The 25,562-nt window shown below is 75.8% G+C and carries 22 protein-coding genes and 1 pseudogene; 7 read left to right on the plus strand and 16 right to left on the minus strand.

Features of this window, described 5'->3' with window-relative positions; all coding sequences use genetic code 11:
• Positions 1-247: 247 nt before the first annotated feature.
• Positions 248-685 carry a TIGR03618 family F420-dependent PPOX class oxidoreductase gene (locus I6A81_RS17715; RefSeq protein ID WP_203005239.1) on the plus strand — a complete coding sequence of 146 codons (438 nt, stop codon included), beginning with the start codon at positions 248-250 and terminating at the stop codon, positions 683-685.
• A gap of 33 nt (positions 686-718) precedes the next feature.
• Here the strand turns inward: I6A81_RS17715 and I6A81_RS17720 are convergent, their stop codons facing one another.
• From I6A81_RS17720 to I6A81_RS17775, 12 genes are all read right to left on the minus strand, one after another.
• Complete coding sequence (locus tag I6A81_RS17720; RefSeq protein ID WP_203005238.1) at positions 719-1,210, minus strand: allophanate hydrolase-related protein; 492 nt, start codon at positions 1,208-1,210, stop codon at positions 719-721.
• Between the two features lie 5 nt (positions 1,211-1,215).
• Positions 1,216-2,043, minus strand: a complete 828-nt coding sequence (locus tag I6A81_RS17725; protein ID WP_203005237.1) for a GntR family transcriptional regulator — start codon at positions 2,041-2,043, stop codon at positions 1,216-1,218.
• On the minus strand, positions 2,040-3,029 hold the full coding sequence (locus I6A81_RS17730; protein WP_203005236.1) for a hypothetical protein: 990 nt from the start codon (positions 3,027-3,029) through the stop codon (positions 2,040-2,042). The genes I6A81_RS17725 and I6A81_RS17730 overlap by 4 nt, the downstream gene beginning before the upstream one ends.
• On the minus strand, positions 3,026-4,480 hold the full coding sequence (allB, locus tag I6A81_RS17735; RefSeq protein ID WP_203005235.1) for an allantoinase AllB: 1,455 nt from the start codon (positions 4,478-4,480) through the stop codon (positions 3,026-3,028). Before allB ends, I6A81_RS17730 begins: the two co-directional genes overlap by 4 nt.
• Positions 4,481-4,557: 77 nt before the next feature.
• Complete coding sequence (locus I6A81_RS17740) at positions 4,558-6,006, minus strand: aldehyde dehydrogenase family protein (RefSeq protein ID WP_203005234.1); 1,449 nt, start codon at positions 6,004-6,006, stop codon at positions 4,558-4,560.
• 148 nt (positions 6,007-6,154) lie between these two features.
• Complete coding sequence (locus I6A81_RS17745) at positions 6,155-7,630, minus strand: amidohydrolase (RefSeq protein WP_203005233.1); 1,476 nt, start codon at positions 7,628-7,630, stop codon at positions 6,155-6,157.
• Positions 7,627-8,454: an ABC transporter permease gene (locus I6A81_RS43505; protein WP_203005232.1), complete on the minus strand. Its 828-nt coding sequence runs from the start codon at positions 8,452-8,454 to the stop codon at positions 7,627-7,629. Before I6A81_RS43505 ends, I6A81_RS17745 begins: the two co-directional genes overlap by 4 nt.
• Positions 8,451-9,356 (minus strand): hypothetical protein, encoded by a 906-nt coding sequence (locus I6A81_RS17755; protein ID WP_203010236.1) that lies wholly within the window; start codon positions 9,354-9,356, stop codon positions 8,451-8,453. Before I6A81_RS17755 ends, I6A81_RS43505 begins: the two co-directional genes overlap by 4 nt.
• A complete protein-coding gene (locus I6A81_RS17760) occupies positions 9,353-10,315 on the minus strand; it encodes an ABC transporter ATP-binding protein (RefSeq protein WP_203007688.1) in 963 nt (320 codons plus the stop codon). The genes I6A81_RS17755 and I6A81_RS17760 overlap by 4 nt, the downstream gene beginning before the upstream one ends.
• The gene (locus I6A81_RS17765) at positions 10,312-11,673 is read right to left on the minus strand and encodes an amidohydrolase family protein (protein WP_203010237.1); all 1,362 of its coding nucleotides are present in this window, start codon (positions 11,671-11,673) and stop codon (positions 10,312-10,314) included. The genes I6A81_RS17760 and I6A81_RS17765 overlap by 4 nt, the downstream gene beginning before the upstream one ends.
• A 49-nt stretch (positions 11,674-11,722) precedes the next feature.
• On the minus strand, positions 11,723-12,781 hold the full coding sequence (locus I6A81_RS17770; RefSeq protein ID WP_203007686.1) for an ABC transporter substrate-binding protein: 1,059 nt from the start codon (positions 12,779-12,781) through the stop codon (positions 11,723-11,725).
• A 130-nt stretch (positions 12,782-12,911) separates the two neighbouring features.
• A complete protein-coding gene (locus I6A81_RS17775) occupies positions 12,912-13,988 on the minus strand; it encodes a 2OG-Fe(II) oxygenase family protein (RefSeq protein WP_203007685.1) in 1,077 nt (358 codons plus the stop codon).
• A gap of 167 nt (positions 13,989-14,155) precedes the next feature.
• Between I6A81_RS17775 and I6A81_RS17780 the strand changes: the two genes are divergently transcribed.
• The gene (locus I6A81_RS17780) at positions 14,156-15,274 is read left to right on the plus strand and encodes a threonine aldolase family protein (protein WP_203007684.1); all 1,119 of its coding nucleotides are present in this window, start codon (positions 14,156-14,158) and stop codon (positions 15,272-15,274) included.
• Between the two features lie 299 nt (positions 15,275-15,573).
• On the opposite strand, the gene I6A81_RS17785 is transcribed toward I6A81_RS17780, so the two are convergent.
• A complete protein-coding gene (locus I6A81_RS17785) occupies positions 15,574-16,242 on the minus strand; it encodes a response regulator (RefSeq protein WP_203005392.1) in 669 nt (222 codons plus the stop codon).
• Positions 16,239-17,528 (minus strand): sensor histidine kinase, encoded by a 1,290-nt coding sequence (locus I6A81_RS17790; RefSeq protein ID WP_307874728.1) that lies wholly within the window; start codon positions 17,526-17,528, stop codon positions 16,239-16,241. Before I6A81_RS17790 ends, I6A81_RS17785 begins: the two co-directional genes overlap by 4 nt.
• A gap of 273 nt (positions 17,529-17,801) precedes the next feature.
• Here I6A81_RS17790 and I6A81_RS17795 point away from each other — a divergent pair, with 273 nt between their 5' ends.
• The 4 genes and pseudogenes from I6A81_RS17795 to I6A81_RS17810 all read left to right on the plus strand — a co-directional run.
• Positions 17,802-18,497, plus strand: coding sequence for a DUF2306 domain-containing protein (locus tag I6A81_RS17795; protein ID WP_203010238.1), 696 nt, complete (start codon positions 17,802-17,804; stop codon positions 18,495-18,497).
• On the plus strand, positions 18,494-19,336 hold the full coding sequence (locus tag I6A81_RS17800; protein ID WP_203005389.1) for an ABC transporter ATP-binding protein: 843 nt from the start codon (positions 18,494-18,496) through the stop codon (positions 19,334-19,336). Before I6A81_RS17795 ends, I6A81_RS17800 begins: the two co-directional genes overlap by 4 nt.
• Complete coding sequence (locus tag I6A81_RS17805) at positions 19,333-21,894, plus strand: FtsX-like permease family protein (protein ID WP_203005388.1); 2,562 nt, start codon at positions 19,333-19,335, stop codon at positions 21,892-21,894. Before I6A81_RS17800 ends, I6A81_RS17805 begins: the two co-directional genes overlap by 4 nt.
• Before the next feature lie 45 nt (positions 21,895-21,939).
• Positions 21,940-22,194: pseudogene (locus tag I6A81_RS17810) on the plus strand (ABC transporter permease subunit); the annotation flags it as partial.
• Between the two features lie 415 nt (positions 22,195-22,609).
• On the opposite strand, the gene I6A81_RS17815 reads toward I6A81_RS17810, so the two are convergent.
• Together I6A81_RS17815 and I6A81_RS17820 are read right to left on the minus strand one after the other, a co-directional pair.
• The gene (locus I6A81_RS17815) at positions 22,610-23,131 is read right to left on the minus strand and encodes a cupin domain-containing protein (protein ID WP_307874729.1); all 522 of its coding nucleotides are present in this window, start codon (positions 23,129-23,131) and stop codon (positions 22,610-22,612) included.
• 188 nt (positions 23,132-23,319) lie between these two features.
• Complete coding sequence (locus tag I6A81_RS17820) at positions 23,320-23,958, minus strand: TetR/AcrR family transcriptional regulator (protein WP_203005387.1); 639 nt, start codon at positions 23,956-23,958, stop codon at positions 23,320-23,322.
• Positions 23,959-24,047: 89 nt separating this feature from the next.
• Between I6A81_RS17820 and I6A81_RS17825 the strand changes: the two genes are divergently transcribed.
• Entirely contained in the window at positions 24,048-25,538 is a 1,491-nt protein-coding gene (locus I6A81_RS17825; protein ID WP_203005386.1) for an FAD-dependent monooxygenase, read from the plus strand.
• The last annotated feature ends 24 nt before the right edge of the window (positions 25,539-25,562 follow it).

The following is a 25,562-nucleotide window of genomic DNA, read 5'->3' on the forward strand; positions in this document are numbered from 1 at the left end:
TGACACTTCGGTGGCGCCAGCCCGCGGCGCGGGTCCGCGACCGGGCGAACCTTGACTGACGCGGCACCAGCATCGGATCGGTGAACCCGCGTCGTCACCACCGACCACCATCGCGCGGCCCTCAGCGGTCTTTCGCGAACGCCGGGCGGACGTCGCCGTAGCAGGCGCGGACACACCGTTCGGACCGGCCCCGCGGTCGGGCCGGTCTGCCGGGGCGACGCGCTGACGACGTGAGAGGCTCGGCACCGTGACCACGTTGGAGGACCTGACCGAGCTGGGGCGCGAGGAGCACGGGCTGGCCGTCGTGTCCACGACCCGGGCGGATCGCACGATCCAGTCGTCGGTGGTCAACGTCGGCGTGCTCGCGCACCCGCTCACCGGCGAGAACGTCGTCGCGTTCGTGACCTACGGGGCGGTCAAGCTCGCGAACCTGCGGGCCAGGCCCGAGCTGACCGTCACCGTGCGCTCAGGCTGGCGGTGGGTCACCGCGGAAGGCACCGCCGAGCTGATCGGGCCGGACGACCCGCACCCGGAGGTGGACTCCGAGCGGCTGCGCCTGCTGCTGCGCGAGATCTTCACCGCCGCCGGCGGCACCCACGACGACTGGGACACCTACGACCGGGTGATGGCCGAACAGCGCCGCGCCGCGGTTTTCCTCCACCCCCGCCGCGTCTACAGCAACTGACGACCACGCGTCAGGCTGGGCTCGCGCCGGTCACTAGCCGGACTGGCGGGTGGCGAGGTAGCCGAGCCAGCCGTCGGGGTGCCGGATCTCGACGGCGCCGGCCAGGGCAGCCGCCCGTACCCGCATGCTCAGGGATCCGCTGCCGTCGGCCAGCTCGATGACCGTCAGTTCCAGCTCGGGTGGTTCGAGCGGGAGCAGGCGGTCGCGCAGCACCGCGTAGCTGACGGCGTAGAGCTCGCCCGGCACCGACCAGCCGCCGGCGGTGACCGGTTCCAGGCCGGGGAACTCGTCGCGGAACGACCAGAAGCGGTACCGCGGCGCGGTCCACGCCCGGCCCAGGAACTCGGCGTCCGCGAGCGGCGCGTGGATCGATCCGCCGCTCATCGCCTGGCCGTTGACGAACATCCGGACGATGTCGGACCGGTTGTCGAGGCGGGAGCGGTCGATGGCGGGAGCGCCCGCGCCCAGATCGTTCGCGCCGAGGTCGTCCGCGCCGGGCCGGGTGCCCGTGGTCAGGTCGGTCATGCTCCTCATCCCTCCGACAGGCCGGTGCGGCGCGCGTGCCCGCGGACGGCGTGCGCGAGGGCCGCGGCGACGGCCTGTTCCTCGTCACCGCTGGCGAGAGCCGCGATCAGCGCCCGGTGCTGCTCGATCGGTTCGTAGCCGCCCTGCTGGACGTAGTCGTCGGTCGGGTACAGGAACGCCTGCGACTGGAGGAAGGTCGACGTCCGCGGGCTGAACGCGGCACGGTTGACGGCCATGTGCAGGTCGAGATGCGCCATCGCGAACGCGGGGCCGCCGATCCCGCCCTCGCGCAGCGCCGCGTCCAGCGGGCCGAGCTTGTCGAGGATCGCCTGCCAGTCGATCTCGGCCGCGCGCCGGCTCACCAGCCGGGCCACCACCTCGTCGAACGCGACCCGTAGCAGGTGCATCTCGGCGCGCTCGCGCGGGCCGACGGCGCAGACCTCCAGCTGGCCGCGCCGGATCCGGGTCACCAGCGCCTCGCTGGTCAGGCGCTGCAACGCCTCCCGGACGGGGGTGCGGCTCACCCCGAGCTCCTCGGCGATGCGATCCTCCACGAGCCGGGTGCCGGGCGCCAGCTCGCCGGTCATGACGGCCTGGCGCAGGTAGCGGTACACCCGCTCGCGCACGGTCGCGGTACCCGTGCCCGCCGGCCGCGGCCAGCCCTCGCCTGGCACGGCGTCGCCAGGCACGGCGTCGCCAGGCACGGCGTTGCCGGCCACGGTGTTGCCGGCCACGGAGCCGCCTGACCCGGAGCCGCCTGACACGGTGTCGTCGGGAGCCGCGCCGCGGGTGAGCTCGCCTCCGTCGGAGGGGCGCAGTACCTCGGGTGTCATGGGGTCTCCTGGGTCAGGATCGCGCGGACCGCCGCCGCGCGGGCGGCGTGCGTCGCGCGTTGCATCAGCGTTCCCGAGTTCACGGTGCAGCCCGCGGCCAGCGCGCGGGCCTGCAGGTCGGACAGGCGGTTGTTCAGGTCGAAGAACCCGCTGCCCGGCCCGAGCAGCGCCTCGGTCGGGAAGGGGAACGGGTGGGCCTCGGAGTCGGCCGTCTCCCCCCACGCGGTGGAGTTGATCACGATCGTGGGGAGCTGGCCGCCGAGCGCGTCCGGGAGGTCGGCGGGCGCGGCCGCCTCGGCGCCGGCCAGCGCGGCGAGCTCCCCCGCGGCCGTGGCGGACCGCGCGCTGACCAGCAGCGGGGCGGCCGGCCACACGCGGCGCACGGCGAGCGCGACCGACCGGGCCGACGCGCCGGCGCCGAGCAGCACGACGCTGGCCGGGGTACGGCCGGCGGCGAGCAGTTCGAGCACGGCCTGCGCCGCCCACGAGTTGGTGTTCAGGCCGATCGGCGCCGTCCGGGCCGCGGCGCCCGTCGACGAGCCGGCCGGCGGGCGCAGCACGGTGTCGACGACCCCGGTCGCGGCGGCCGACGCGGACAGCTGGCCCAGCCGGGCGGCGACGTCGCGCTTCCACGGGCTGAGCACGACGCCCAGCGTCCAGTCGGGGTCCGCGACGAGCGCGTCCGGGTCGGCGAAGGGCCGGGCGGCGCCGAGCGAGAGGCCGGCGGCCGTGACCGCGCTCGCGAGCATCGGGCTGCCGACGGCGTGCCGCGCGGTGGTGCCGATGGCACCGATGGCGACCGTCGGGGCGGGCCCGCCGGCCGTGGCCCGGGCGCCGCCGGCCGGCTGGACACCGAGCGGGGCGAGCTCCGCGGCGAGGAAGGCGGCGACCGCCGCGCCGACGACGTCGTCCTTCGGCGCCGGGCCCCCCTTCGGCCAGATCGGCGCGGGGGCGAGGCCTGTCCAGGCGGTCACGGTGGCGATCATGCCATGCTCCCGGCGGGGGTCGCCGGGGCGAGGGCCGGCGTCGCGGTGGCGGGTGTCGAGGGAGCGGGTGTCGCGGTGGCCGGCGCCGGGGCGAGGTGGCGCCCGCGTGGCGCGCCGACGGCCTGGCCGTCCTTGGCGACGAGCTCGCCGCGCAGGTAGGTGGCCCGCACGGCGCCGACCGTCGGCCAGCCCGCGTACGGCGTCACCGGGTGCTTGGAGTGCAGCCGGTGGGGGTCGATCTCACCGGGCGCGGCCGGGTCGACGAGCACGAGGTCGGCGTCGGCGCCCACGCCGAGGTGGCCCTTGCGGTCGTCGAGCCGCCAGGTCCTGGCCGGCGTGTGGCAGCACAGCCGGACCAGGTCGGGCAGGGACAGCCGGCCCCGGTGCACCTCGGTGAGCAGCAGCGGCAGCATGGTCTCCACGCCGATGAAGCCGCCGTGCGCGTGCCACACGTCCGTCTCGGCCTGCTCCTCGGCGGTGTGTGGCGCGTGGTCGGTCGCGATGATGTCGACGTCGCCGGCGGCGATCCCCCGCCACAGGGCGGCGACGTCGTCGGCCGGCCGGATCGGCGGGTTCAGCTTCACCAGGTTCCCGTACCTGTCGTACGCGGTGTCGTCGAGCAGCAGATGGGCGACGAGGACCTCGACCGTGACCCGGTGGCCGAGCGAGCGCAGCAGCCGGACCCGGTCGAGGCCGGCGGCGGTGGACAGGTGGTGGATGTGCAGCTGGGTGCCCGCCACGCTGGCCAGCGTGCTGATCCTGGTGACGGCCTCGACCTCGACGACGGCCGGCCGGCCCTCCAGGTGGGCGCGGGGGTCGGTGCGCCCGGCCGCGCGCAGCTCGGCGGACAGCCGGCGCAGCAGGGCGTCGTTCTCCGCGTGCACGCCGACGACGAGGCCGGCGGCCGTGGCCGCGCGCAGGCCGGTGAAGATCGCGCCGTCGTCCGGGCACGGGTTGTCGCCGGTGGTCTGCCCCATGAACAGCTTCAGGCCCATCGCGCCCGCGGTGGCGAGGCCGGCGATCTCGTCCGCGTTCGTCTTGCCGAGCATCCCGTACAGCCCGAAGTCGACGTGCGCCTTCGGCGTGACCAGCGCCAGCTTCTCGGCGAAGCCAGCCGTGGTCTCCACCGGGGGCAGCGTGTTCGGCATGTCGACGACGGTGGTCACCCCGCCGGCCGCCGCCGCCCTGGTCCCGCTGGCGAAGTCCTCCTTGCGCGTCATTCCCGGCTCGCGCAGGTGGACGTGCACGTCGACGAGGCCGGGCAGCACCACCAGCCCGGTCGCGTCGAGCTCGCGCAGCCCACCGCCCAGCCCGGCGCCGACCGCCGCGACCCGGCCGTCGCGGATGCCGAGGTCGGTGCGTACCGCCCGGTCGTGCGAGACGACCGTGCCGCCGCGTACGACGAGGTCGAACGGCGGGCTCGCCGTGGCGGAACCGGTATGGCTGTCCATGAGGGATGCTCCTCGGTCGCGTGTCCAGGGTGGCGGGGCGGGGCCCGGGATGACGGCGCGGCGGCGCGGCGCGGGGGTCAGGCGGGCAGCTGCATCGCCTTCACCTCGGTCAGCTCGGCGAGCCCTTCCAGGCCGTGCTCGCGCCCGTTCCCGGACTCCTTCACCCCGCCGTACGGCGCGGACAGGTTGAACCCGCCGCCGTTGACGACGACCTGGCCGGCCTGCACCCGCCGGGCCACGGCGATCGACTGGTCGAGGTCGCCGCTCCACACCGACGCGGTCAGCCCGTAGCGGGTCCCGTTCGCCACCGCGACCATCTCGTCGACGTCGTCGCAGGCGTGCACGGTCAGCACCGGTCCGAAGATCTCCTCCTGGGCCAGCGGGTGGTCGGGCGGGACGTCGCTGAACACCGTCGGGCGGACGTAGTAACCGCCGGCGGCGTCGTCCGGGAGCCCGCCCGGCGCGCCCGGGCCGCCCGCGAGCAGCCGAAGCCCGGTGTCGACCCCGGTCTGGATGTAGCCGGCGACCCGGTCGCGCTGGACCGCGCTCACTACCGGGCCGAGCCGGGTCCCGGCGGCCCGCGGCGGCCCGGCCACGATGTCCGCCACCAGCGCGACGAGCCGCTCCTCCACCTCGGCGAGCAGCGGGCGCGGCACGATCAGCCGGCTCTGCGCGCCGCAGACCTGGCCGTTGTTGAAGTAGCAGCTGCCGAGCACGGCCGGCAGCGCCGCGTCCAGCGGCGCGTCTGGCAGCAGCAGCGCCGGGTTCTTGCCGCCGAGCTCCAGCACGCTACGGGTGATCGTGGCCGCGGTCGCGGCGAGGATCTGCCTGCCGACGGCCCGGGAGCCCGTGAAACTGATCATGTCGACGTCCGGGTGGGCGACCAGCGCCGCGCCGACGGTCGGGCCGGTTCCGCCGACGACGTTGACGACGCCGGGCGGCAGGTCGAGCTCGGCGAGCAGCCGGGTCGCGGCCCACGCGGCCAGCGGCTTCACCTCCGAGGGCTTGAGCACCACCGTGTTGCCGAGCACCACCGCCGACGAGATCTTGCTGACCAGCATGTGCAGCGGGAAGTTCCAGGCGGTGATCGCGGCGACCAGGCCGGCGGGCTCCCGCACGACGAGCGAGATGCCCTCCCGGCGCGGCGCGAGCACCGCCTCGGCCAGCTTCTCCAGGTGCTCCAGGCAGGCGACCGCCCGGCCGACGTGGATGTTGCGGGCGAACGCCGGCAGCAGGCCCATCTCGTCGATGACCAGCTCGGTCAGCGCGTCCGCGGCGGCGGCGAGCTTGCCGCGCCAGGCGTCCAGGTAGGCCATCCGCTCGCGCAGCGGGGTCGCCGCCCAGCCGGGCCGCGCGGCGGAGGCGGCGGCCAGCGCCCGCGCGACGAGCGCGTCGTCGGCCTGCCCGGCGTACCCGATCACCTCCCCGGTCGACGGGTCGTGCACCGCCATGGCGTCGGTGGCGGCGCCGGCGAGCAACTCGCCGGCGACGAGATGGCCGGTGACGGGCAGATCGCTTCGGGCCACGGTTCCTCCTGGGTGGGCGCGGGCCTGGCAGGCAGGCGGGACACGGCGGTGGTCAGGACGTCGCGGTGGTCAGGGCCTCGTGGTCGTCAGGGCGCGTAGCGGTGTTCGGTCGCGCTCGGTTCCGGTCAGCGGCGGATCGCTCGGGTACTCACCTCGGCGGGTCGAGCAGCGGGACGCCCAGGTCGAGGACCTCGGCGGCGCGGGCCTCGGCGCGCCGGGCCGACCGCCTGGCCGGGGAGCCGGCGGCGAGGTAGTGCTCGGCGTGCCGGGTCCCGGCCGACAGGAAGCTCAGCGCGAGCGCCCGCGCCCCGTCGGCGAGCAGCAGCCGGGCGCTCGGGGACGCGGACGCGGCGGCGAACGCCGCCTCGTGGTTGCCGCAGCCACCGGTCTCCAGCCGCAGCATCGGCTGGATCATCGGGATCGCCCAGGACAGGTTGCCGACGTCGGTGCTCGCGGCCCGCCCGGATGGCGGCGTGTACGTCTCGCCGGCGTCGCGCACGCTCTCAGGACCGTCAGGACCGTCAGGACCGTCAGGACCGTCAGGACCGTCAGGACCGTCAGGACCGGCAGGACCGTCAGGACCGGCAGGACCGGCAGGACCGCCGGGGCCGCCGGGGCCGGCGAGGAAGTCGAGGTCGACGCCGTCGAACCGGGGGCAGGCCTGGGCGAACAGCCGGGACAGCAGCCGGTCGTAGCGGATCTCGGAGAACCGCGGCAGGGTGCGGCGCAGGGTCGGCTCACAGCCGGCGGCGAGCCCGCCGGCGCGCAGGCAGTCGCCGACCCGGGAGGTGACGCCCTCGAGCGTGCTGGCGTCGGCGGCGCGCACCTTCACCGTCATCGCGGTCCGGTCCGGAATGATGTTGACCGCGTCCCCGGCGTGGTTGACCAGGGTGTGGACGCGGACGCTGTCCGGCAGCTGCTGGCGCAGCAGGCCGATCGCGACACTCGCGACGGTGATCGCGTCGTAGGCGTTGCGGCCGCGCTCCGGGAACGACGACGCGTGCGCCGCCTTGCCCGCGTAGCTGACCGCGAGGGTGTCGTTGGCCAGGGTCGCCGGGCACAGCTCGTCCCGGTTGGCCGGGTGGATCTGCCCGGCCAGGTGGACGTCGTCGAACACCCCGGCCTCGATCAAGTAGATCTTGCCGCCGGCGTTCTCCTCGGCCGGGCAGCCGATCACCAGCACCCGCAGCCCGGCCGCGTCGGCGACCGTCGCGAGCGCGGCGCCGGCGGCGACGGCCATCGTCCCGATCAGGTTGTGCCCGCAGGCATGCCCGATGCCGGGCAGCGCGTCGTACTCCGCGGTGAACGCGACGGTGAGCGGGCCGCTGCCGTACTCGGCGCGAAACGCCGTCGGCATGCCGGCGAGCCCGCGGGTGACGGCGAAGCCGTGCTCGGCGAGCGCGCCGCACAGCGCGTCGGCGGCGTGGTGCTCGACCAGCCCGAGCTCGGGGCGGGCGTGGATCGCCAGCGCGAGCTCCCACCAGCGGTCCAGGCGAGCGGCGAGCTGCTCCTCGACGCGGGCGACCAGCGCCGGGTCGGCGTCGACCACCCCCGCCAGCGACGACCCGCCCGACTCGCCGAACGCCAGCTCGGCGGGAGCGACGGCGAGCGCGAGGCCGGTCACCGGCCACCTGCCTGGGCTCCGGACGCGGTCGGGGCGACGGCGAAGCCCAGCCGGTCGGCAAGCGCGACCAGGCCCGACGGCAGCACGTAGGCGGCGAGCCCGAGCAGCGCGGCGACGGCGGACGTCGCCCACAGCAGCTCGCTGTCCCGGTTCGCCAGCGACGTCGTCATCAGCTCCCCCACCCCTTCCAGCCCGGACAGCCATTCGGCGAGCAGCGCGGCGAGCACCGCCATGGGCGCGGCGACCCGCAGGCCGACCAGCAGGCTGCCGACCGCGTTCGGCAGCAGCCCGGTGCGCAGCCGGCGCGTGAACGGCGTCGCGTAGAGGTCCTGCAGCTCGCGCACCTCGGCCGGCAGCGACTCCATGCCGTCCAGCGCGGCGATCAGCAGGGTGAACACGGTGACCACGACGACGCAGGCGACCGACGTGCCAAGCCCCCGGCCGGTGATCATGGTGAGCAGCGGCGCGACGCCGACGATCGGCAGGGTCCTGAACAGCAGCGCGTAGGCGGTCAGCGGCGTGCGGACCAGCGGCAGCCGGATCGCGACGACCGCGAGCAGCAGCGCCGCCGCGGCGGACGCCGCGAGCCCCAGCGCCGCGCCCTGCGCGGTGACCCAGCAGCGCTCGGCCAGCAGCGGCGCGTTCGACCACGCCGCCTTCGCCGCCTCGGCCGGCGAGGCGACCTGGTAGGTGGGCACGTCGCCGGCCCAGACGTAGAGCTGCCAGCCGGCGACGAGGACGACCAGCGCCCCGGCGACGCTGACCGCGTGGCTGCCCGGGCGGATCGCCGCGCCGCGGCGGCGGCCGTTCGACGGGGCGTTCACCGGATCCTCCTGCGCAGCGGGGTCATCAGGGCGGCGGCCAGCGCGAACAGCGCGAGGGCCGCGAGCGCGGCGAGCAGCAGCGCCGCCCACAGCACCTCGGGCTGGTAGCTGAACAGGGCGTTGACCATCACCTGGCCCAGCCCCCGGGTGCCGGTCGCCCCGGACCACTCGGCGACGATCGCGCCGACGAAGCAGGCCGGCAGCATCGCGCGCAGCCCCAGGTCGAGGACCGGCACGCTGTTCCAGAAGCCGACGTGCCACCACCAGCGCAGCCGGCCGGCCGAGTACAGCGCGCCGAGTTCGTCGCGGCCGCGGGCGGCGGCGAGCGCCGAGCCCGCGAGCATCGCCGCGACCGGCACCAGCCCGGACAGGACGGTCACCGTGGTCACCAGCGTCTGGCCGCGGGTCATCACCAGCGCGAGCGCCGGGGTGACGGCGATCAGCGGCAGCGACCCGATGACGACGGAGGCACCGCCGAGCGCCGGGGTGAGCGCCGGCACGGCGGCGACGGCGACGACGCCGACGGCGGTCACCGCGAGCAGGATCCCGGCCCCGACGACCGTCGCGGTCAGCGTCGGCTCGGCGTTCCACCAGATCATCGACCACTGGTCGTGCAGCGCCCGCACGGTCGCGACCGGGCCGATCAGGCTGGGGCCGAGCCAGCCGGTCGCGGCCAGCGCCGCCCACAGCGCCGGCAGCGCGGCGACCGCCGCCGCGGCGACGAGCACGCGGACCGGCGTCGACGGGCGCGCCGCTCCCGACACGCTCCGGGAGGCGGCGGCGCGCCGCGCCGTCGCCTTGTCCGGCGTCGAGGCCGCGGCGGATGCCGCCGGAGATGTGGCGGATGCCGCCGGGGATGTGGCGGCCGGCGCGGCGGCGGGTGCCGCGGTGGTCGCCGTCATCGCGCGGCTTCCAGGTCGGCGCGGATCGCGCGGCAGCGGGCCGCGAACTCGGCGCTGTCGCGCAGCTCGCGGCGGTCGGCGCGCGGCACCGGCACGTCGTGGACCGCGTGCACCGAACACGGCCGCGGGCCGAGCACGACGACCGTGTCGGCCAGCAGCACCGCCTCGTCCACCGAGTGGGTGACCAGCAGGCAGGTGGTGGCGGTGTCGGAGACGATGCGCAGCAGCTCGAAGTTCAGGTCGGCGCGGGTGATCTCGTCGAGGGCGCCGAACGGTTCGTCGAGCAGCAGCACGTCCGGCCGGGTCGCCAGCGCCCGGGCGAGGGCGACGCGCTGGCGCATCCCGCCGGACAGTTCCCGCGGGCGCCGGCCCGCCCAGTCCGCGAGGCCCGTGATCTCCAGCAGGTGGTCGACCCACGCGGGGTCCTTCGGCAGCCTCGCCAGGTCGAACGGCAGCTCGATGTTGCGCCGCACCGACCGCCAGGACAGCAGGCCCGGGTCCTGGAACGCGAACCCGGCCCGGCGGTCGCGCCTGAGCTGGGCGGGTGCGACGCCGGCGACGTCGATGGTGCCGGCGGTCGGCTCCAGCAGCCCGGCGACCAGGCGCAGCAGCGTCGACTTGCCGCAGCCGGACGGCCCCACCAGCACGCCCATGCCGCCGACCGGCACGGTGAAGCTGACGTCGTCGACGGCGGTGACCGCGCCGCGCCGGCCGGGGTAGCCAAAGCTCACGCCCTCGATCCGCAGCGCCGGCGCGCCGGCACCGCCGGATGTCGCGGGCGCGGCCTGCCCGCCCGGGCTCGCCGACACGGTCGCCGAGGCGGGGGCCGATGAGGAGGCCGGCGCGGAGGCAGACCTCGCGGACCTGGGTTCGGGCACGACGGCACCGCCTTCGTTCTCGCCGACGGCGGCCGGGCCGCCGGTCTGGGTGCGGCCGGCGGCGGGTGAGGCCAGGCTCATGCGGGAACCTCCCGGGGTCGGTGCGCCTGGGCGCTGGACGGTTCGGGGCGGCTGGATGGCTCGGGGCGGTGGTGCACCCGGGTTCCGGCGACCCACACCTCGGCGACGCGCGCCGGGCCGGCCGCCGCGACCGCGATGTCGGCGAGCGGCCAGTCCGGGTGGCCGAACAGGTGCCGCCATGGGCTCAGGTCGAGCAGGACGAAGTCCGCGGGCCGGCCCTCGGCCGGCGGCGCGGGCGCGGCCGCGCCGAACGCGGCCCGCCCGGCGGCGGTGGCTAGGGCGAGCGCCTCGGCGCCCGGCACCCGCCGGTGGGTCTGGGCCTGCCAGAGCCCGCGGGCGAGGCGCAGTTCCGCCCAGCCGTCGTGGTCGTCGGACAGGGCGAGCCCGTCGAGGCCGAGGCAGGCGGCACGGACCTTCGCCGCGGCCCGCGCGACCGGCGCGACGCCGGAGGCCAGCCGCAGGTTCGAGGAGGCGTTCAGGGCGAGCGTGACGCCACGCTCGTCGAGCAGCGCCAGCTCGTCGTCGCGCAGCTGGGTGCCGTGCGCGACGGTGGTCCGTTCGGTGAGCAGCCCGAGCCGGTCCATCGCCGGCAGAAGCCCTTCCGGGTAGACCTCGTCGGCCCACGCCCGCTGGGCCGGGCTCTCCAGCAGGTGCAGGTGCAGCCGGCGGCCCGTGGCGGCGCTGTGCTCGGCGAGGCGGGCGAGCGTTGCCTCGGCGACCCACTGCGGGCCGACCGGGCCGAACTGGAGGTCGACCAGTCCCGCCGCCGGCGTGCCGGCGACCTCGTCCGCCAGCTCGCCGGCGAGCCGTTCGACCTCGGCGATCAGCGCGTCTGCCGCGGCGGCGCCAGCGCCCCGGGCGTCGCGCCGCCGGCCCCGGCGGTCGCCACCCGCGTCGAGGACCGGGAACACGACGGCGGCGCGGATCCCCCGGGTGTACGCCGCCCGGGCCGCCGCGCGCACCTCGTCGACGACGTCGGGCCCGGTCGGGTTGACGCAGAAGACCGCGGCGCCCACGCCGGCGCGCAGCATGGCGTCCGCGGCCAGGCCGACCAGCTCATCCTGGCCGCGCGGGCGGACCGGCCGGCCCAGCAGGTCCAGCCAGTCCTCCAGCGGGGCGTCGGGGATGCCCGCGTCGACGGTGCCCGGGCCGCGGCCGTGGTCGTGCCCGTTCAGCAGCGGCGGGCACAGCACCAGCGTCGGTGCCGCCGCCGAGCCGGCCGGCGCGGGGCGCAGGGTGGCGATGACGCCGTCGTCGACCGCCAGCTCCCACCCGGTGCCGGTATCCGCCCCGGCCGCGGGCAGGCCGGCGTCGCCAATGACGCCGGCGAGCCGCCAGCGGCCGGTGCGTACGCTCATCGTCAGGCCTCGGTCCCTGGTCCGGTCCTCGCGGGTCGGGCGCCGTCGGCTACGCCGTCGCCCCGGCGCCGACCAGGATGTCGGTCGTCAGAACGGAGGCGTAGTCGACCGGCTTGTCGATGAGGCCGGCGGCCTTGTACAGGTCGTAGACCTTCTCGAAGGCGGCCTCGTCGACCCACATCAGGCCGTGCTTCTCGGTGTCCGGCCCGGTGATCAGCGGCACGGCGGCCTTCGCCGACTCCTTCTCGTCGGCGAGCACCGCGCCCGTCTCGTTGTGGTACTGGTCCCAGGTGTACTGGGCGATCTCCTCGGGGTTCTTCACGAAGTAGTCCCAGCCCTTGCGGTCCGCCCGCAGCCACCGGGTGAGCAGGTCCTTCTTGCCCTCGATGGTCTCCTTCGTCGCGAACAGGGCGTTGCCGTAGTCGGGGTTGCCGAGTTCGGAGAAGTAGGTGATGGTGACCGGCACGCCGGACTGCCGCAGCGACAGGCCCTGCTGGGTGCCGTAGCCGATGTAGCCGTCGACCTGCTTGGAGCTCAGGATGCTCGGGTCGGTGCCGACCGGGACCATGTTCACGGTGGACGGGTCGACGCCCGCCTGGCTGAGCATCGCCGACAGCAGCGGCCGTTCGGTGTTCGGCAGCCCGACCGTCTTGCCCGCCATGGCGGCGAGCGAGTTCACCGGGTTGTCCTCGAGGGACATCAGCGCGTTCGGGGTCGACTGGTAGATGGTGGCGAACGCCATCACCGGGATGTTCTTGCTGACCGACAGCAGGATGTCGGAGCCGTTCGCGTCGCCGATGTCGGCCTGGCCGCTGGTCACGACCGAGACCGGGTCGATGTTCGGGCCGCCGGAGACGAACTTCGCGTCGATGCCCTCGGCGGTGAAGTAGCCGTTCTTCAGCGCGGCGAAGTGGCCGCCGAACTGGGTGAACTTCTTCCAGCCGAGCTGGCAGGTGACGGTCGTCAGGCCGGCGGCGGTCGTGGACGAGCTGTCGTCGTCGTCCGAGCCGCAGGCGGCGAGCAGCGGGCCGGCGGCGAGCAGGGCGCCGCCGCCGAACAGGCCGCGCAGCACGGCACGGCGGCTGGCGGTGGAGTTGAGCGCAGACATGGTTTTCCCTCTCGGAAGCACACCGAAGGAAGCGGGGGCGGCGAAGGACGGGGAACGCGGGGCTGGACGGCCGCGGGCAGAGGCCGTGAACACCTCCGCGGCACGGCGGAGGGCGGGGGACGGAGGGGCGTCAGGTGGTGACGCGCTGCTGGAGCTTGCGGCGGCGGACCCAGGCGCCCACGTCCAGCGGGCGGGCGTCGCGCAGCGCGTCGGCCAGGACCGTGTCGGCGAGGAAGCCGTCGGTCAGCGGCGTGCCGGCGGGCGCGGGCCCGGCGCCGCGCGCGGCGCCATGCTCGTGGAACGGGACGAGCTCACGGTGGTCGCTCGGCCGGTAGAAGAACGGGATGGTGAGCCGGTCACCGGTGGCCGTCGAGTCGGCCGGCCGGACCTCGTGCGGCACCGCCCACCAGGCGCCCTGGGTCAGATAGGTGAGCAGCTCGCCGACGTTGACGACGAACTCGCCGGCGGCCGGCTCGACGTCATGCCAGCCGCCCGAGCGGTCCCGCATCACCAGGCCGCCGTTGCCCGGCGGGTCCTGGAGCAGGACGGTGAACAGGGTCAGGTCGGAGTGCACCGCGTTGCGGATCGCTGGCGGCGCCGACGGCCGCGGCGGCGGGTAGTAGTTGGCGGCGAGGTCGGCCCAGTTGCCGGCCACCATGTCCGACCACCGGGCCTGCGCCACGCCGAGCGCCGCCGCCATCACCGTTCCCAGCAGGGCCGCGGACTCCTGCATGGCGGCGTAGTAGCGGTGCCAGGCGTCGACGAACCCGGGCAGCTCGGCCGGCCACAGCCCGCAGCCCTCGACGGCCGCGGCGAGCAGCCCGGATCCCTGGCGCGGCGCTGGCTCGGCCGGGTGGGACGCGGCGTGCTCGCCGAGGCCCAGCAGGGTGGCGGCGACCCGCGGGCCGATGTGGAACATCTCCTTCTCGTCGGCGTAGCCGTACTCGTTGCGGTTGCCGTCGGTGCCGCGCCAGCCGACGTACTGGTCGTCCGCGCTCACCCGGGCCGCCTTCGCCGCGAACGGCAGCGCGAAGAACTCCCGGGTCCGCGCGAGCACGTCGTCCACGAGGCCGGCGGGCAGCGGCAGCCCGGTCAGCACGAAGGCGCCGACCTCCCGGCAGACCCGGTCGAACTCCCCGCCCGCGGGCGCCCGGCCAGCCCGGACATCCGCGACGACCTCTGGCAGAGAGAACGACGGAACCCGCACGAGAGCACCTCCAGGCACTTCGGATCCGAACTTGGATCCGAACGCTAGAGGCGTCAGATTTCGGGCGTATCACGCCGACGTGGCGGCGCGTAACGCTCTTCGGCGGGGCTGTCCGGCCGGGCAGCCCCGCGCGAAGGGGCAGCTCACAGGCGTTACCGTCGCAAGCCATGCATCCCCACACCACCTCAGCCGCCCCCGCCGCCGCTGCCGCGCCCGCCCCCGCGCCCGCCGCGCCCGGCGGCCCCGTCGACCTGCGCAGCGACACCGTGACCCGCCCGAGCGCCGGGATGCGCCGGGCGATGGCGGACGCCGAGGTCGGCGACGACGTCTACGGCGAGGACCCGTCCGTGCGCGCCCTGGAGGAGCACGCGGCGGACCTGCTCGGGCACGAGGCGGCACTGTTCGTGCCCAGCGGCACGATGGGCAACTTCTGCGCGCTACGGGCCAGCGCCCCGGCCGGCACCGAGATCGTCGCCGACACCGAGGCGCACATCGTGACCTACGAGCTCGGCGGCCTCGCCGCGCTCGGGGGCGTGCAGACCCGCACCCTCACCGGGCTCGCCGGCCCGCTCGACCTCGCCGAGGTCGCGGCGCAGATCCGGGCCCACTCGATCGGCCACAACTACAACATGATCAGGACCAGCGCGCTCGCGGTGGAGAACACCCAGGCGCGCGCCGGCGGCCGGGTCTGGCCCGTCGAGCGGCTGGAGCGGCTGCGCGCGATCACCGACGACGCGGGGGTGGTGCTGCACTGCGACGGCGCCCGGATCTGGAACGCCGCCGTCGCGCTCGGCGTCCCCCCACGGCGCCTCGGCGAGCTCTTCGGCACGCTGTCGGTCTGCCTGTCCAAGGGGCTCGGCGCGCCGGTCGGCTCGCTCGTCGTCGGGGACGCGGCGCGCGTCGAGCGCGCCCACGAGTGGCGCAAGCGGCTCGGAGGCGGGATGCGCCAGGCCGGGGTGCTCGCCGCCGCCGGTCTGTACGCGCTGCGGAACCACCTCGACCGCCTCGCCGAGGACCACCGCCGCGCCAGTGAGCTCGCCGCGACGCTCGCCGACGCCGCGCCCGGCAGCCTCGAGCCGAAGCTGGTCGAGACGAACATGATCCTGGTGCGGGTCGCCGACTCGGGCGCCTTCGTCGCCCGCGCCGCCGAGCAGGGCGTCCTCGTCGGCGCGGTCAGCCCGACGACGCTGCGGATCGTCACCCACCTCGACGTCGACGACGCCGGGATCCGGCGCGCCGGCGACATCCTCGCCCGGCTGCTCGCCACCGACCAGCCGACCGCCTGACCGCCGCCGCACGTCGTGACCGGCCCTGGCACCGCGCGACGCGTCCCAGCAGCCGCGATGCACGTCCGCCGAGCTCGGACATGATCACCGTTTCTGCCCCGGCGGGGTCGTGAACAGGGCCTGTTCACGACCCCGCCGGGGCACTATCGGCGATCATGTGGAGCAGGCGGACATTGGTGGTTACGGAGTTGGCGGGACCGGACGGTCAGGAGACGCATCGCGGCCCGCCAGCCCGCGGGCAGCCGACGCGGGGGCGGCCTGGGCGCCCAGCCGATGAATGGCGCCGTCTGGCGCGCGGGTCAGGGGCCGGGGGCCGTCATGTCGACGAAGCCGGCGCGGTAGGCCCACACGACGGCCTGGGTGCGGTCCCGGACGCCGAGCTTGCTGAGGATCCGCTTGACGTGGGTGCGGACCGTCTCAACCGACACGTTCAGCGCCGCCGCGATCTCCGTGTTCGACCGGCCGTCGGCCAGCGCCCGCAGCACCTCCGCCTCCCGGTCGGTCAGCTCGTCGGCCAGCGCCAGCAGCTCGCGCTCCGGCGCGCGCCGGCGGGCGAGGGTGGCCAGCAGCCGGCGGGTCACCGCCGGGGCGACGAGCGCGTCGCCCGCGGCGACCACCCGGATGCCGTCGATCAGCTGCTCGGGGGTGGCCCGCTTGAGCAGGAAGCCGTCGGCCCCGGCCGCCAGCGCGTCCTCGACCACCTTGTCGACGTCGAAGGTGGTCAGCACCAGGACCCGCGGCCGGGGATGCGGCCAGCCGGTGATCTGAGCCGTCGCCCAGACCCCGTCCCGGCGGGGCATCCGCACGTCCATGAGCACGACGTCGGGCCGGTAACCGCGCGCCGCCAGCACCGCCTCCTCCCCGGTGGCCGCCTCGGCGACGACCCGGATGCCCGGTTCCGCGTCCAGCAACGCCCGCAGCCCACTGCGCACGAGGCCGTCGTCGTCGGCCAGCAAAACGCTGATCACGAGCCGGTGGCCGGGTGCGTCGGGAGGGTGGCCAGCACCCGGAAGCCGCCTTCGACAGGTCCCGCCTCGAACGACCCGCCCTCGAGCCGGGCCCGCTCCCGCATGCCGATCAGTCCCCGGCCCGGCACCGGGGACGCGAGCCCGGCGCCCTCGTTGAACACCTCGACCCGGATCTGGTCGGCGACCCGGCCGACCCGAACCTGGATCCGCCCGGTGTGGGTGTGCCTCGCGGCGTTGGTCAGCGCCTCCCGGACGATCCGGTACAGCGCCCGCTCGCTACCCGTCGACAGGTCCACGGGCTCCGCGTCGAGATCCACCTCCCGGCCGGTGGCCCGGATCCGGTCGGCGAGTTCCGCCAGGCCGCGGACGCCGGTCCGGTCACGGGTGTCGCCCGTGTCCCCGTCACCGGCGTCCGGACCGATCTCGAAGTTCTCGGCACCCAGCGGCTCGTCTGCCCGCGGATGCAGCACCCGCAGCATCCGGTCCAGCTCGCCCAGTGCCTCCCTGCCCACGTTCTCGATGTCGGCGAGGGCTTGGCGCGCGAAGGCCGGGTTCTCCGCGAACAGCCGCCGGGCGACGCCCGCCTGTAGCACCATCACGTTCACGGTGTGGCCCAGCGCGTCGTGCAGCTCACCCGCCAGCCGGCCCCGTTCCTCGTGCAGCAGGCGCTCGGCGGCCAGCGCCTGCTCCCGCGCCTCGCCGCGGACCCGGGCGTGCTGCGCCGCGGCGACCGCGCGGCGGCTGCGCGCGGCGTCACCGCCGACCGTCGCGATGAGAAACGACATGGTGATCCCGGCGAGGTCCTCGACCGTGAGCTCGCCACGGTCGAACAGGGCGTAGCCGCCGACGGCCAGGACGCACAGCGCGGTGCCGGCGACCCGCAGGCCACGGCCACCCACCGAGAAACAGCTGAACAGGGCCAGCCACGCCGGCCACTGCACGGCCACGACGCTGTAGCCGGCCGCCGCGTTGACCGCGACGATCACCGACGTCACCGCCGTCGCCGCGAGCGGCGCGGCCTGCCGCCAGGCCAGCGCCAGCGCGGACACCGCGGCCAGCGCCACCATGACCGCGTCCGGCGAGTGGTAAGGCGCCCGGCCGGACGAGACCAGAGTCACCGTGATCATCACGACCGCCAGCCCGGCCGCCAGCCAGACGTCGGCCCGGTACGGGCGCGCGCGCCACAGCGGATGACCTGACCCGGCTCCGGGGGAGGCGGTGGCCTCCCGGGGCGGCGGGGCCGGCGGGACGGGCAGGACGTCGGAGGCGACCGTGGCCGAGGACACAGCACATGGTGACCGGCTTCGCCGCCGTGACGCCATCCCCAGGCCGGGCAATCGGCGTCACCCGCGCGGGTGACGCCGAGGGTGACCGGACGTGCGGCGAGACGACCCGCCAGGGTGTCGACCCCCGCCGCCCCGCCCCGCGACCCTGATCGAGGCGATGACCACCCAGCGTGGAAGACCGCCGCAGCCCGCCCATCCCGCTCCCCCAGCACCGCCCTGAGCTGCTCCATGCCTGCTCAGCGCCCACCCCGCACTCTGCCCCGGAGGCATCCGATGGCCACCCTGGCCTCTCCCACCGGCCGGGGCCGCGGCCACGGCCTGGGCCGCGCGGCCGCCGCCTGGTGGTTCGCGCTCAGCGCGGTGGCCATCGCGCTGTTCGCCCCGCTCCCGTACCTGACAACGTCCCTGACGGCCCTGGCCCAGCAGGACAGCGACCTGGCGCTGAACTACGTCGACCGGTCGACGCCGATCCAGGTCGCGTTCTACCTGCACGTCGTGTTCGGCGGGCTGGCCCTGCTGTTCTCGCCGATCCAGCTCTCCGCCCGAGTGCGGGCCCGGGCGCCCCGGCTGCACCGGACGGCCGGACGGATCACGCTCGGCGCCATCCTGGTCGCCGGGGTCGCGGGAGCCGTGCTGTCGTCGGTGAACCTGGCGGGCCCGGTCGGCGTCGCCGGCTTCGGCCTGCTGGCGCTGCTGTGGGTGAGCTTCGCCGTCGCGGCGTGGCGGGCCATCCGCCGCCGGGACGTCCCCGCCCACCGGCGCTGGGCGATCCGGGCCTTCGCCCTGACCTACGCCGCGGTGACCCTGCGGCTGTGGCTCGGGGTGCTGATCGCCGCCCAGACGGGGCTCGCGGGCACCGACGCCGACGTCGCGTTCGACCGGGCGTACCACGTCGTGCCGTTCCTGTGCTGGATGCCGAACCTGCTCGTCGCCCAGTGGTTCCTGGCCCGGCGGGGGGTGTCGGCATGACGGCGGCGGTGGCGCTGCGTGGCGTCAGCAAGGTCTACGGCCGGCGGACCGCCGCGGTGACGGCGCTCGACGACGTCACGCTCGCCTTCGTGCGCGGCACCTTCACCGCGGTGATGGGCCCGTCGGGCTCGGGCAAGTCCACGCTGCTGCAGTGCGCGGCCGGCCTGGACCGGCCGACGGCGGGCGAGGTCCTCCTCGACGGCGAGGACCTGGGCCGGCTGAGCGAGCACGCGCTGACGGTGCTGCGCCGGGACCGGGTCGGATTCGTCTTCCAGGCGTTCAACCTGGTGCCGTCGCTGACCGCCGAGCTGAACGTGGCGCTGCCCCTGCGGCTGGCCGGCCGGCGGCCGCGCCGCCGCGAGGTCCGGGAGGTGCTGGCGGCGGTGGGCCTGGCCGACCGGGGCCGGCGCCGGCCGGCGGAGCTGTCGGGCGGCCAGCAGCAGCGGGTCGCGATCGCGCGGGCGTTGGTGACCCGTCCGGCGGTGCTGTTCGCCGACGAGCCGACCGGCGCGCTGGACTCGGCGACCGGCCGCGAGGTGCTGACGTTGCTGCGCGGGCTGGTCGACGGGGACCGGCAGACCATCGTGATGGTGACCCACGACCCGATCGCCGCCTCCTACGCCGACCGGGTGGTGTTCCTGGCCGACGGCCGGCTCGCGGGTGAGCTGCGGGACCCGACCCCGCAGACGGTCGCCGCCCGGCTGGCCGGCCTCGAGCCCACGGCCGAGCCGGCCGGGGCCGCCGAGCCAGCGGGGGCGCCGACGGCGGCAGTCGCGCGGGCCAGGAAGACCGGCCCGCCGAGCGGGCGGCTAGCCCGGCCGGCGGGTGAGCGGCCATGATCCGGATCGTCTGGCACACCGTCCGCGCCCGCAAGGGCAGCCTGGTGGGCACGTTCGTCGCGCTGGCGCTCGGGGTGGCGCTGCTGGCCGCGATGGCGCTGACCCTCGTGAGCAGCGTCGGGGGCGGCGAGGGCCGCCCGACCTGGTACGTCGACGCCGACGTGGTGGTGGCGGGTGGCGGCACGGTCAGCGTCACCACCGGCTCTGGCGACGACCGGGAGACGGCCTCGCTGCGCACGGCCGGCACGCGCGGGCTGCCGGGTGGCCTGCCCGAGCGGCTCGCCGGCCTGGACGCCGCCCTGGTGGTGGACTTCGCGGCGTACGCGGTGTCGCCCGGCGCGCCCGGCGACACCGCCCACCCGTGGTCCGCCGCCGCGCTGCACCCCTACGAGTGGGTCGCGGGCGGGCCGCCCCGCGACCCCGCCGACGTCGTGCTCACCGCGCCGACCGACCACCGGCCGGGAACCGAGGTCACCGTCGTCAGCGGGCGCGGCGTGGAACGCTTCGTGGTCAGCGGCGTGCTGCGCACCGACGCCCCGGCGGCGCTCTACATCACCGACGCCGTCGCGCGGGACCTCGCCGACGGCCGCGTCGCGGCGGTCGCGCTGACCCTGCCAGGCGCGGGGCCGAGCGCGGAGCCGAGTGTGGGGCCGGACGCGGAGCCGGGTGCCGGCGCCGCGCGGTCCGTCGCCTCGCTGGCCGGCGCGGCCCGCGCCGCCGTCGGCGACGCCGCGCTCGAGGACGGCTCCGTCCAGGTGCTCACCGGGAACGACCGGCGCCGCGCCGAGCCCGATCCCGACGCCGAGCGGCGGACGGAGGCGGTCGCGCTGCTCGCCGCCACCACCGGCCTGGCCGGCTTCGTGTCCATCTTCGTGGTGTCCGGGACGTTCGCCTACGCCGTGACGGCCCGGCGTCGTGAGTTCGGCCTGCTGCGCGCCGCCGGCGCCACGCCCCGCCAGGTATTCCGGATCGTGCTCGGCGAGGCCCTCCTCGTCGGGGTGCTCGCCTCGCTGGCCGGCGGAGCCCTGGGAGCGGCGATCGCGCCGGACTTCGCCGCGCGCTTGGCCAGGACCGGGTTCGTGCCCAGCGACTTCACCGCCCGGTTCGTCTTCTGGCCGGTGGCCGCCGCGTTCGGGACCGGGCTCGGCGTGGCGCTGCTCGGTGCCTGGGTGGCGGCGCGGCGGGCGGGGCGGGTCCGCCCGGTCGAGGCGCTGCGCGAGGCGGCGGTGGACCGACGGCCGATGACGACGGCGCGGGCGGTGGCCGGCCTGGTCGCGCTCGGCTGCTGCGTGCCGCTGGTCGCGGTGCTGATGGCGAACCCGAGCGCGGACGCCGTCGCGCTCATCATGATCACGGCGCTGTTCCTGATCGTCGCCTGCGCGATGTTCGCCCCGCTCGTGGTTCCGCCGCTGGTGTCGCTGCTGTGCGCCCCGCTCTCGGGCTCCTCGGGGGCGGTGGGCCTGCTCGCCGGCCACGGCGCCCGGGCGGCCGTGCTGCGCACCGCGGCGACCGCGGCGCCGATCCTGGTGACCGTCGGCATCGCCGGCTCGACCCTGACCGGGCTCGGCACGCTGCAGGCCGCGACGCAGAACGCGGCCCGGGAGCGGATCACGGCCGAGGCGCTCGCCGTCCCCGTCACCGGACGAGGGCTGCCGGACGCCGCCGTCGCCGCGCTGCGCGCGGTCGGCGGGGTGAGCGCCGCCGTTCCCGTCACCGAGAGCCGGGTCTACGTCCGGGACGGCGACGAGCCGGAGGGCTGGACCGGCCGCTACGCGTCGGGCGCGGACCTCACCACCGTGCTCGACGTCCCGCTGGTCGCCGGATCGCTGGCCGACCTCGCCGGCACCGACACGGTCGCCGTTCCGGCGGGGCGCTGGGAGCTCGGCGAGACGGCCGAGCTGTGGCTCGGCGACTCGACGCCGGCGCGGTTGCGGGTGGTGGCCGTGCTCGGGCGGCAGCTCGACCTGGCGGAGACCGTCCTGCTGCCGTGGCGGCTGCGCGCGGGCCACGCCGTCCCGGTGGCCGACGTCGTCTACCTGCGGCTGGCCCCGGGCGCGTCGCTGGAGCAGGTGCGCGCGGCGGCCGCCGCCCAGGCCGCGACGGTGGCCGACACCGGGAGCTACCTGTCGGCCGCGGGCGAGCAGGAGGCGCGGGTGGGCCGGCAGGCGTCGGTCGCGATGCTCGGCCTGTCGCTCGTCTACACCGGCATCGCGATCGCCAACACCCTCGTGATGGCGACCCGGGACCGCGCCCGGGAGTTCGCGACGCTCCGGCTCGCCGGCGCCACCCGCCGGCAGGTGCTGGCGGTGGTCGGCGTCGAGGCGGTGCTGGTGACCTGCGTCGGGGTGCTGCTGGCCGTGGCCGTCACGGCGGTCACCGCGCTCGGGGCCCGCCACGGCCTGGCCGACGTCGCGCCGTCGGTGCCGCTCGCCGTGCCCTGGGCGCCGCTGGCCGCGATCGTCCTGGCCTGCCTGGTCACGGCCGTGCTGGCGAGCGTGCTCCCGGCGGCGCTGCTGCTGCGCCGCCGCCCCGCCGAGCTGGCCGGCGTCCGCGAGTAGACCGGCCCGGCTCGCTCCGGGTCCGGCCACGGGGCGCTTTCCGGTGTGCTGCTCTCGATCCCCGGGCAGCTGCTCGCGTTGGCCCTGATCACCGTGCTGGGCAAGGGCGACACCGTCAACGTCGCCATCGCGATCGGCGTCGCGGCGATCGCGAGCACCGCCCGGGTGATGCGGGCCGAGGTGCCGCGGGTCCGCGAGCGCCTCTTCGTCGAGGCGGCGCACTCCGGCGGCGCCCGCTGGCCGCGGGTCCTCTTCCAGCATGTGCTGCCGAACGCGGTGGGGCCGGTCTGGGCCCTGACTCGTCGCGGTCGGCAAGAACGTGCGGCGCTTCGCGCTCGACGTCGACGCCCGAGGTCCCTCACTGGTCGACGTCTGGCTGGCATCCTGAACCAGCGGATCCACCACCAGCGGGAGCTGGGCCGACCGAGCCGTTGCTCGGCCGGCCTGACTCCCGCCGGCCTCGGCCCGCCCGCCGGCCGGCTGAGACAGCGTGGTCCAGTCGGCCGGCACTGCGCGCGGCGCCCACGGGCGGGCCGGACGGCGTCGGCGGGACATAGCTAACCACACCGGTGGTTTAGGTAGGGATAGTGGCACTGTCCACGCGACCTCGATCATGTGACCGCGTCTCAGTCATGGCGATCACAGGCGCCGTCCTAGCGTGGAGCGTGCACTGGGTGGCGCACCAGGCGGCCGAGCACGTTCCACGGGAAGGGCCTTAGTCGGCGCGCCGGTCCCCCCAGTCGGGATCGACCGGTCCGGTGGCGACCGGGCCGACCCAGCGCAGGTCTGGCAGGTTCACGACGATCGCCTCCTGCGTGGTGCGCGCGATCACCACGACCGCCTCCTCGTCGGGGTCGGGGTTCTCCTCCCGGTGCGGCACCCACGGCGGCACGTAGATGTAGTCGCCGGGTCCGGTGTCGATCCGCGTCTCGTCCTCGCCGTCCAGGAAGACGAAGCTCGGGTTGCCCGTGACGACGTAGATACCCGTCTCGGAGCGTCCGTGGTGGTGGTTGGCCGACCTCGTCGCGGCCGCGACGTGCGTCTGCCCCATCCACAGGTCGACGGAGCCGACCGTGTCGCCGGAGATGGCCTCGACCCGGCGCATGCCGTCCGTCTGTGCCGTGCGCGCGGACAGCCCGGCCGGCCTGATCCGGTGCAGCCGCCGGTGAAAACCGTCGGCTGGCGCCGGGGTGGGCGACAGTGCCGAACGGTCGGCCGGGTCGCCTGCTTCCTCCACTCGGACCTCCTCCAGGCGGGTCGCCACCGTGGCGCGGCCGGACACCAGCCCGACACCAGCAACTCCGAGATCCCTACCGATTTTGTAGAAATTATCTCGCGCCGGCCACCGCGTGCCACTCCCCGGCGACGCGGCGACGCACGGCGGGATACCGGCATCGGCGGAGCATCCCGCGGCACGCCGGGATCTCAGGCTGAAACGTCACGCGATGACTGCTCGTTCCGCGCGCCTTCGGGCGACGGGACGCGCAGCAGGGTGCGCTCGGCCGTGGCGAGCAGGCGGGCGGCGGCGGCGTCGACCGACAGGCCGCGGCCGGTGCGCAGGGCCTCGAACGCCTCGAAGCCGGTGAGCATCCACAGCACGTCGACGGCGACGTCCTTCGGCACCGCCAGCAGGTCGTGCTCGGCGAGCCGGCTGGCGAGGTGCTCCAGCCCGCCCAGACGGCCCTGCTCGGTCCGCTCCAGCGCGCCCTCGAGCGCGGCCGCCTCCGCGCGCAGGGCGACCAGGACGTCGCGTTGCCGGCCGTAGATCCGGGTATTGGCGAGGATGGCGCCCCGCAGGTGGGTGAGCGGGTCCGGGTCCCGCACGGCCCGGACGAGGTCGGCGAACCCGCCCCGCTCGCTGACGTCGCGCAGCAGGGCGTCGAACAGCCCCGCCCGCGAGCCGAAGACCAGGTAGACGGTCGAGCGGGCGACGCCGGCCTGCCGGGCCACCGCGTCCACGCTGGGGATCTTCGGGAGCTGGTCGTACATCGCGTCGAGGATGCGCCGCCTGGTCTGCTCCGCGCTCTGCGCGCGCAGCCGCTGCTCGTACCGCCGGCTCGTCATGACGCCAATCTTACATTCGATGGACAGCCTGACCGACCGAAGACAGCATGCCCATTGAAAGACAAGCTGTCTCGCGAAATGAGGGCATCATGACCGTTCTCGTCGTCGGCGCCGGCCCGGCCGGCCTCGCCGCCGCCATCACCCTGGCCCGCTACGGCGTGCCCACCCTGGTGGTCGAGCGCCGGTCGGAGCCCTCCCCGCTGCCCCGGGCCACCGGGATCAGTACCCGGACCATGGAGCTGATCCGGTCCTGGGGCCTGGAGGAGCCCGTCCGCGCCGGCGGCGTCGACGTCCGGTGGCAGGCCTGGATCGGCCCGAGCCTCGTCTCGCCGCACGGGAACGAGCTCGACACCGTCTGGCCCCATCCCGACGTGGTCTCCCGACTGAGCCCGACCGCGCCGGCCTGTGCCCCGCAGGACACGCTGGAGGCCGTCCTGCTCGACCACCTGGCCGGGTTCACGCATGTCGAGGTCCGGTTCGACACCGAGTTGGTGACGCTGCGCCAGGCCGACGGGACTGTCGAGGCGCGCCTGCGCGACACCGGTACCGGCGCGACCAGCACGGTCCAACCGGCCTACGTCGTCGCCGCCGACGGCGCCCACAGCCCGCTTCGGGGCATGCTCGGGATCGAGACGGAGGAGGTCGGCGGCGGCGTCGGCGCTCGTGGTGTTCTCGGTTCCCCCTGGCTGGGCGCGCGCGCCACCCTGTTCAAGGCGCCGCTTCCCGAGGGGTCCCTGTTGGATCTCCTCGGCGAACGCCGCCACCTCATCTACACCATCACCAACCCCGAGGCGAGCGGCGTCCTGCTCCCGGCCGGTGACGGCCGCTGGCTGTTCGGGCAGGACCACGACCCTGACACGCCCGCGCCCACCGACGAGGACCTGGCCGACCGGATCGCGACGGCGATCGGCCTGCCCGGCCTGCGCCCGACCATCCTGCGCACCGGGACGTTCCGCTTCGACGCCAGGATCGCCCGCCGCTACCGCGACGGCGCCGTCTTCCTCGCCGGCGACGCGGCGCACCGCATGACCCCGCGCGGCGGCACCGGCCTGAACACCGCCGTCCACGACGGCCACGACCTCGGCTGGAAACTCGCCTGGGTGACGCTCGGGTGGGCGTCCCCCGAACTGCTCGACAGCTACGAGGCCGAGCGCGCGCCGGTCGGCCGCCGTAACGCGACACTGTCCGCGCAGTTCGACGGCTCCTACCGCGACCCGGCCGAGGAACTGGAGTTCGACCTCGGCGGCCGGGTGGCGCATGCCTGGGTCGACCGCGCGGGCACCGAGGACGGCCACGGCGCCATCGGCGGGCGCGCCACCGGGCGGGTCTCCACCCTCGACCTCCTCGGCCCGGGCCTGACCGTGCTCACCGGCCCTGACGGCCCGGCGACGGACCGATCGGCACTCGCGCTGGCCCTGGGCGGCACGCTCACGCCCCAGGTGCCCGTCGAGACGCACCGCCTCGACCGACGCACCGCCGAGGCCCTGGGCATTCCGGCCGGCGGCGCGCTGGCACTGCGCCCCGACGGCCGGCCCGCGCTCCGGGAGGCGCCCGCGCTGGCCGCCGCCGGCCGCCGGTGAGCCGACGCGCCGGCCGCCGGCGCC

The organism is Frankia nepalensis, from assembly GCF_016786325.1.
GTDB lineage: Bacteria > Actinomycetota > Actinomycetes > Frankiales > Frankiaceae > Pseudofrankia > Pseudofrankia nepalensis.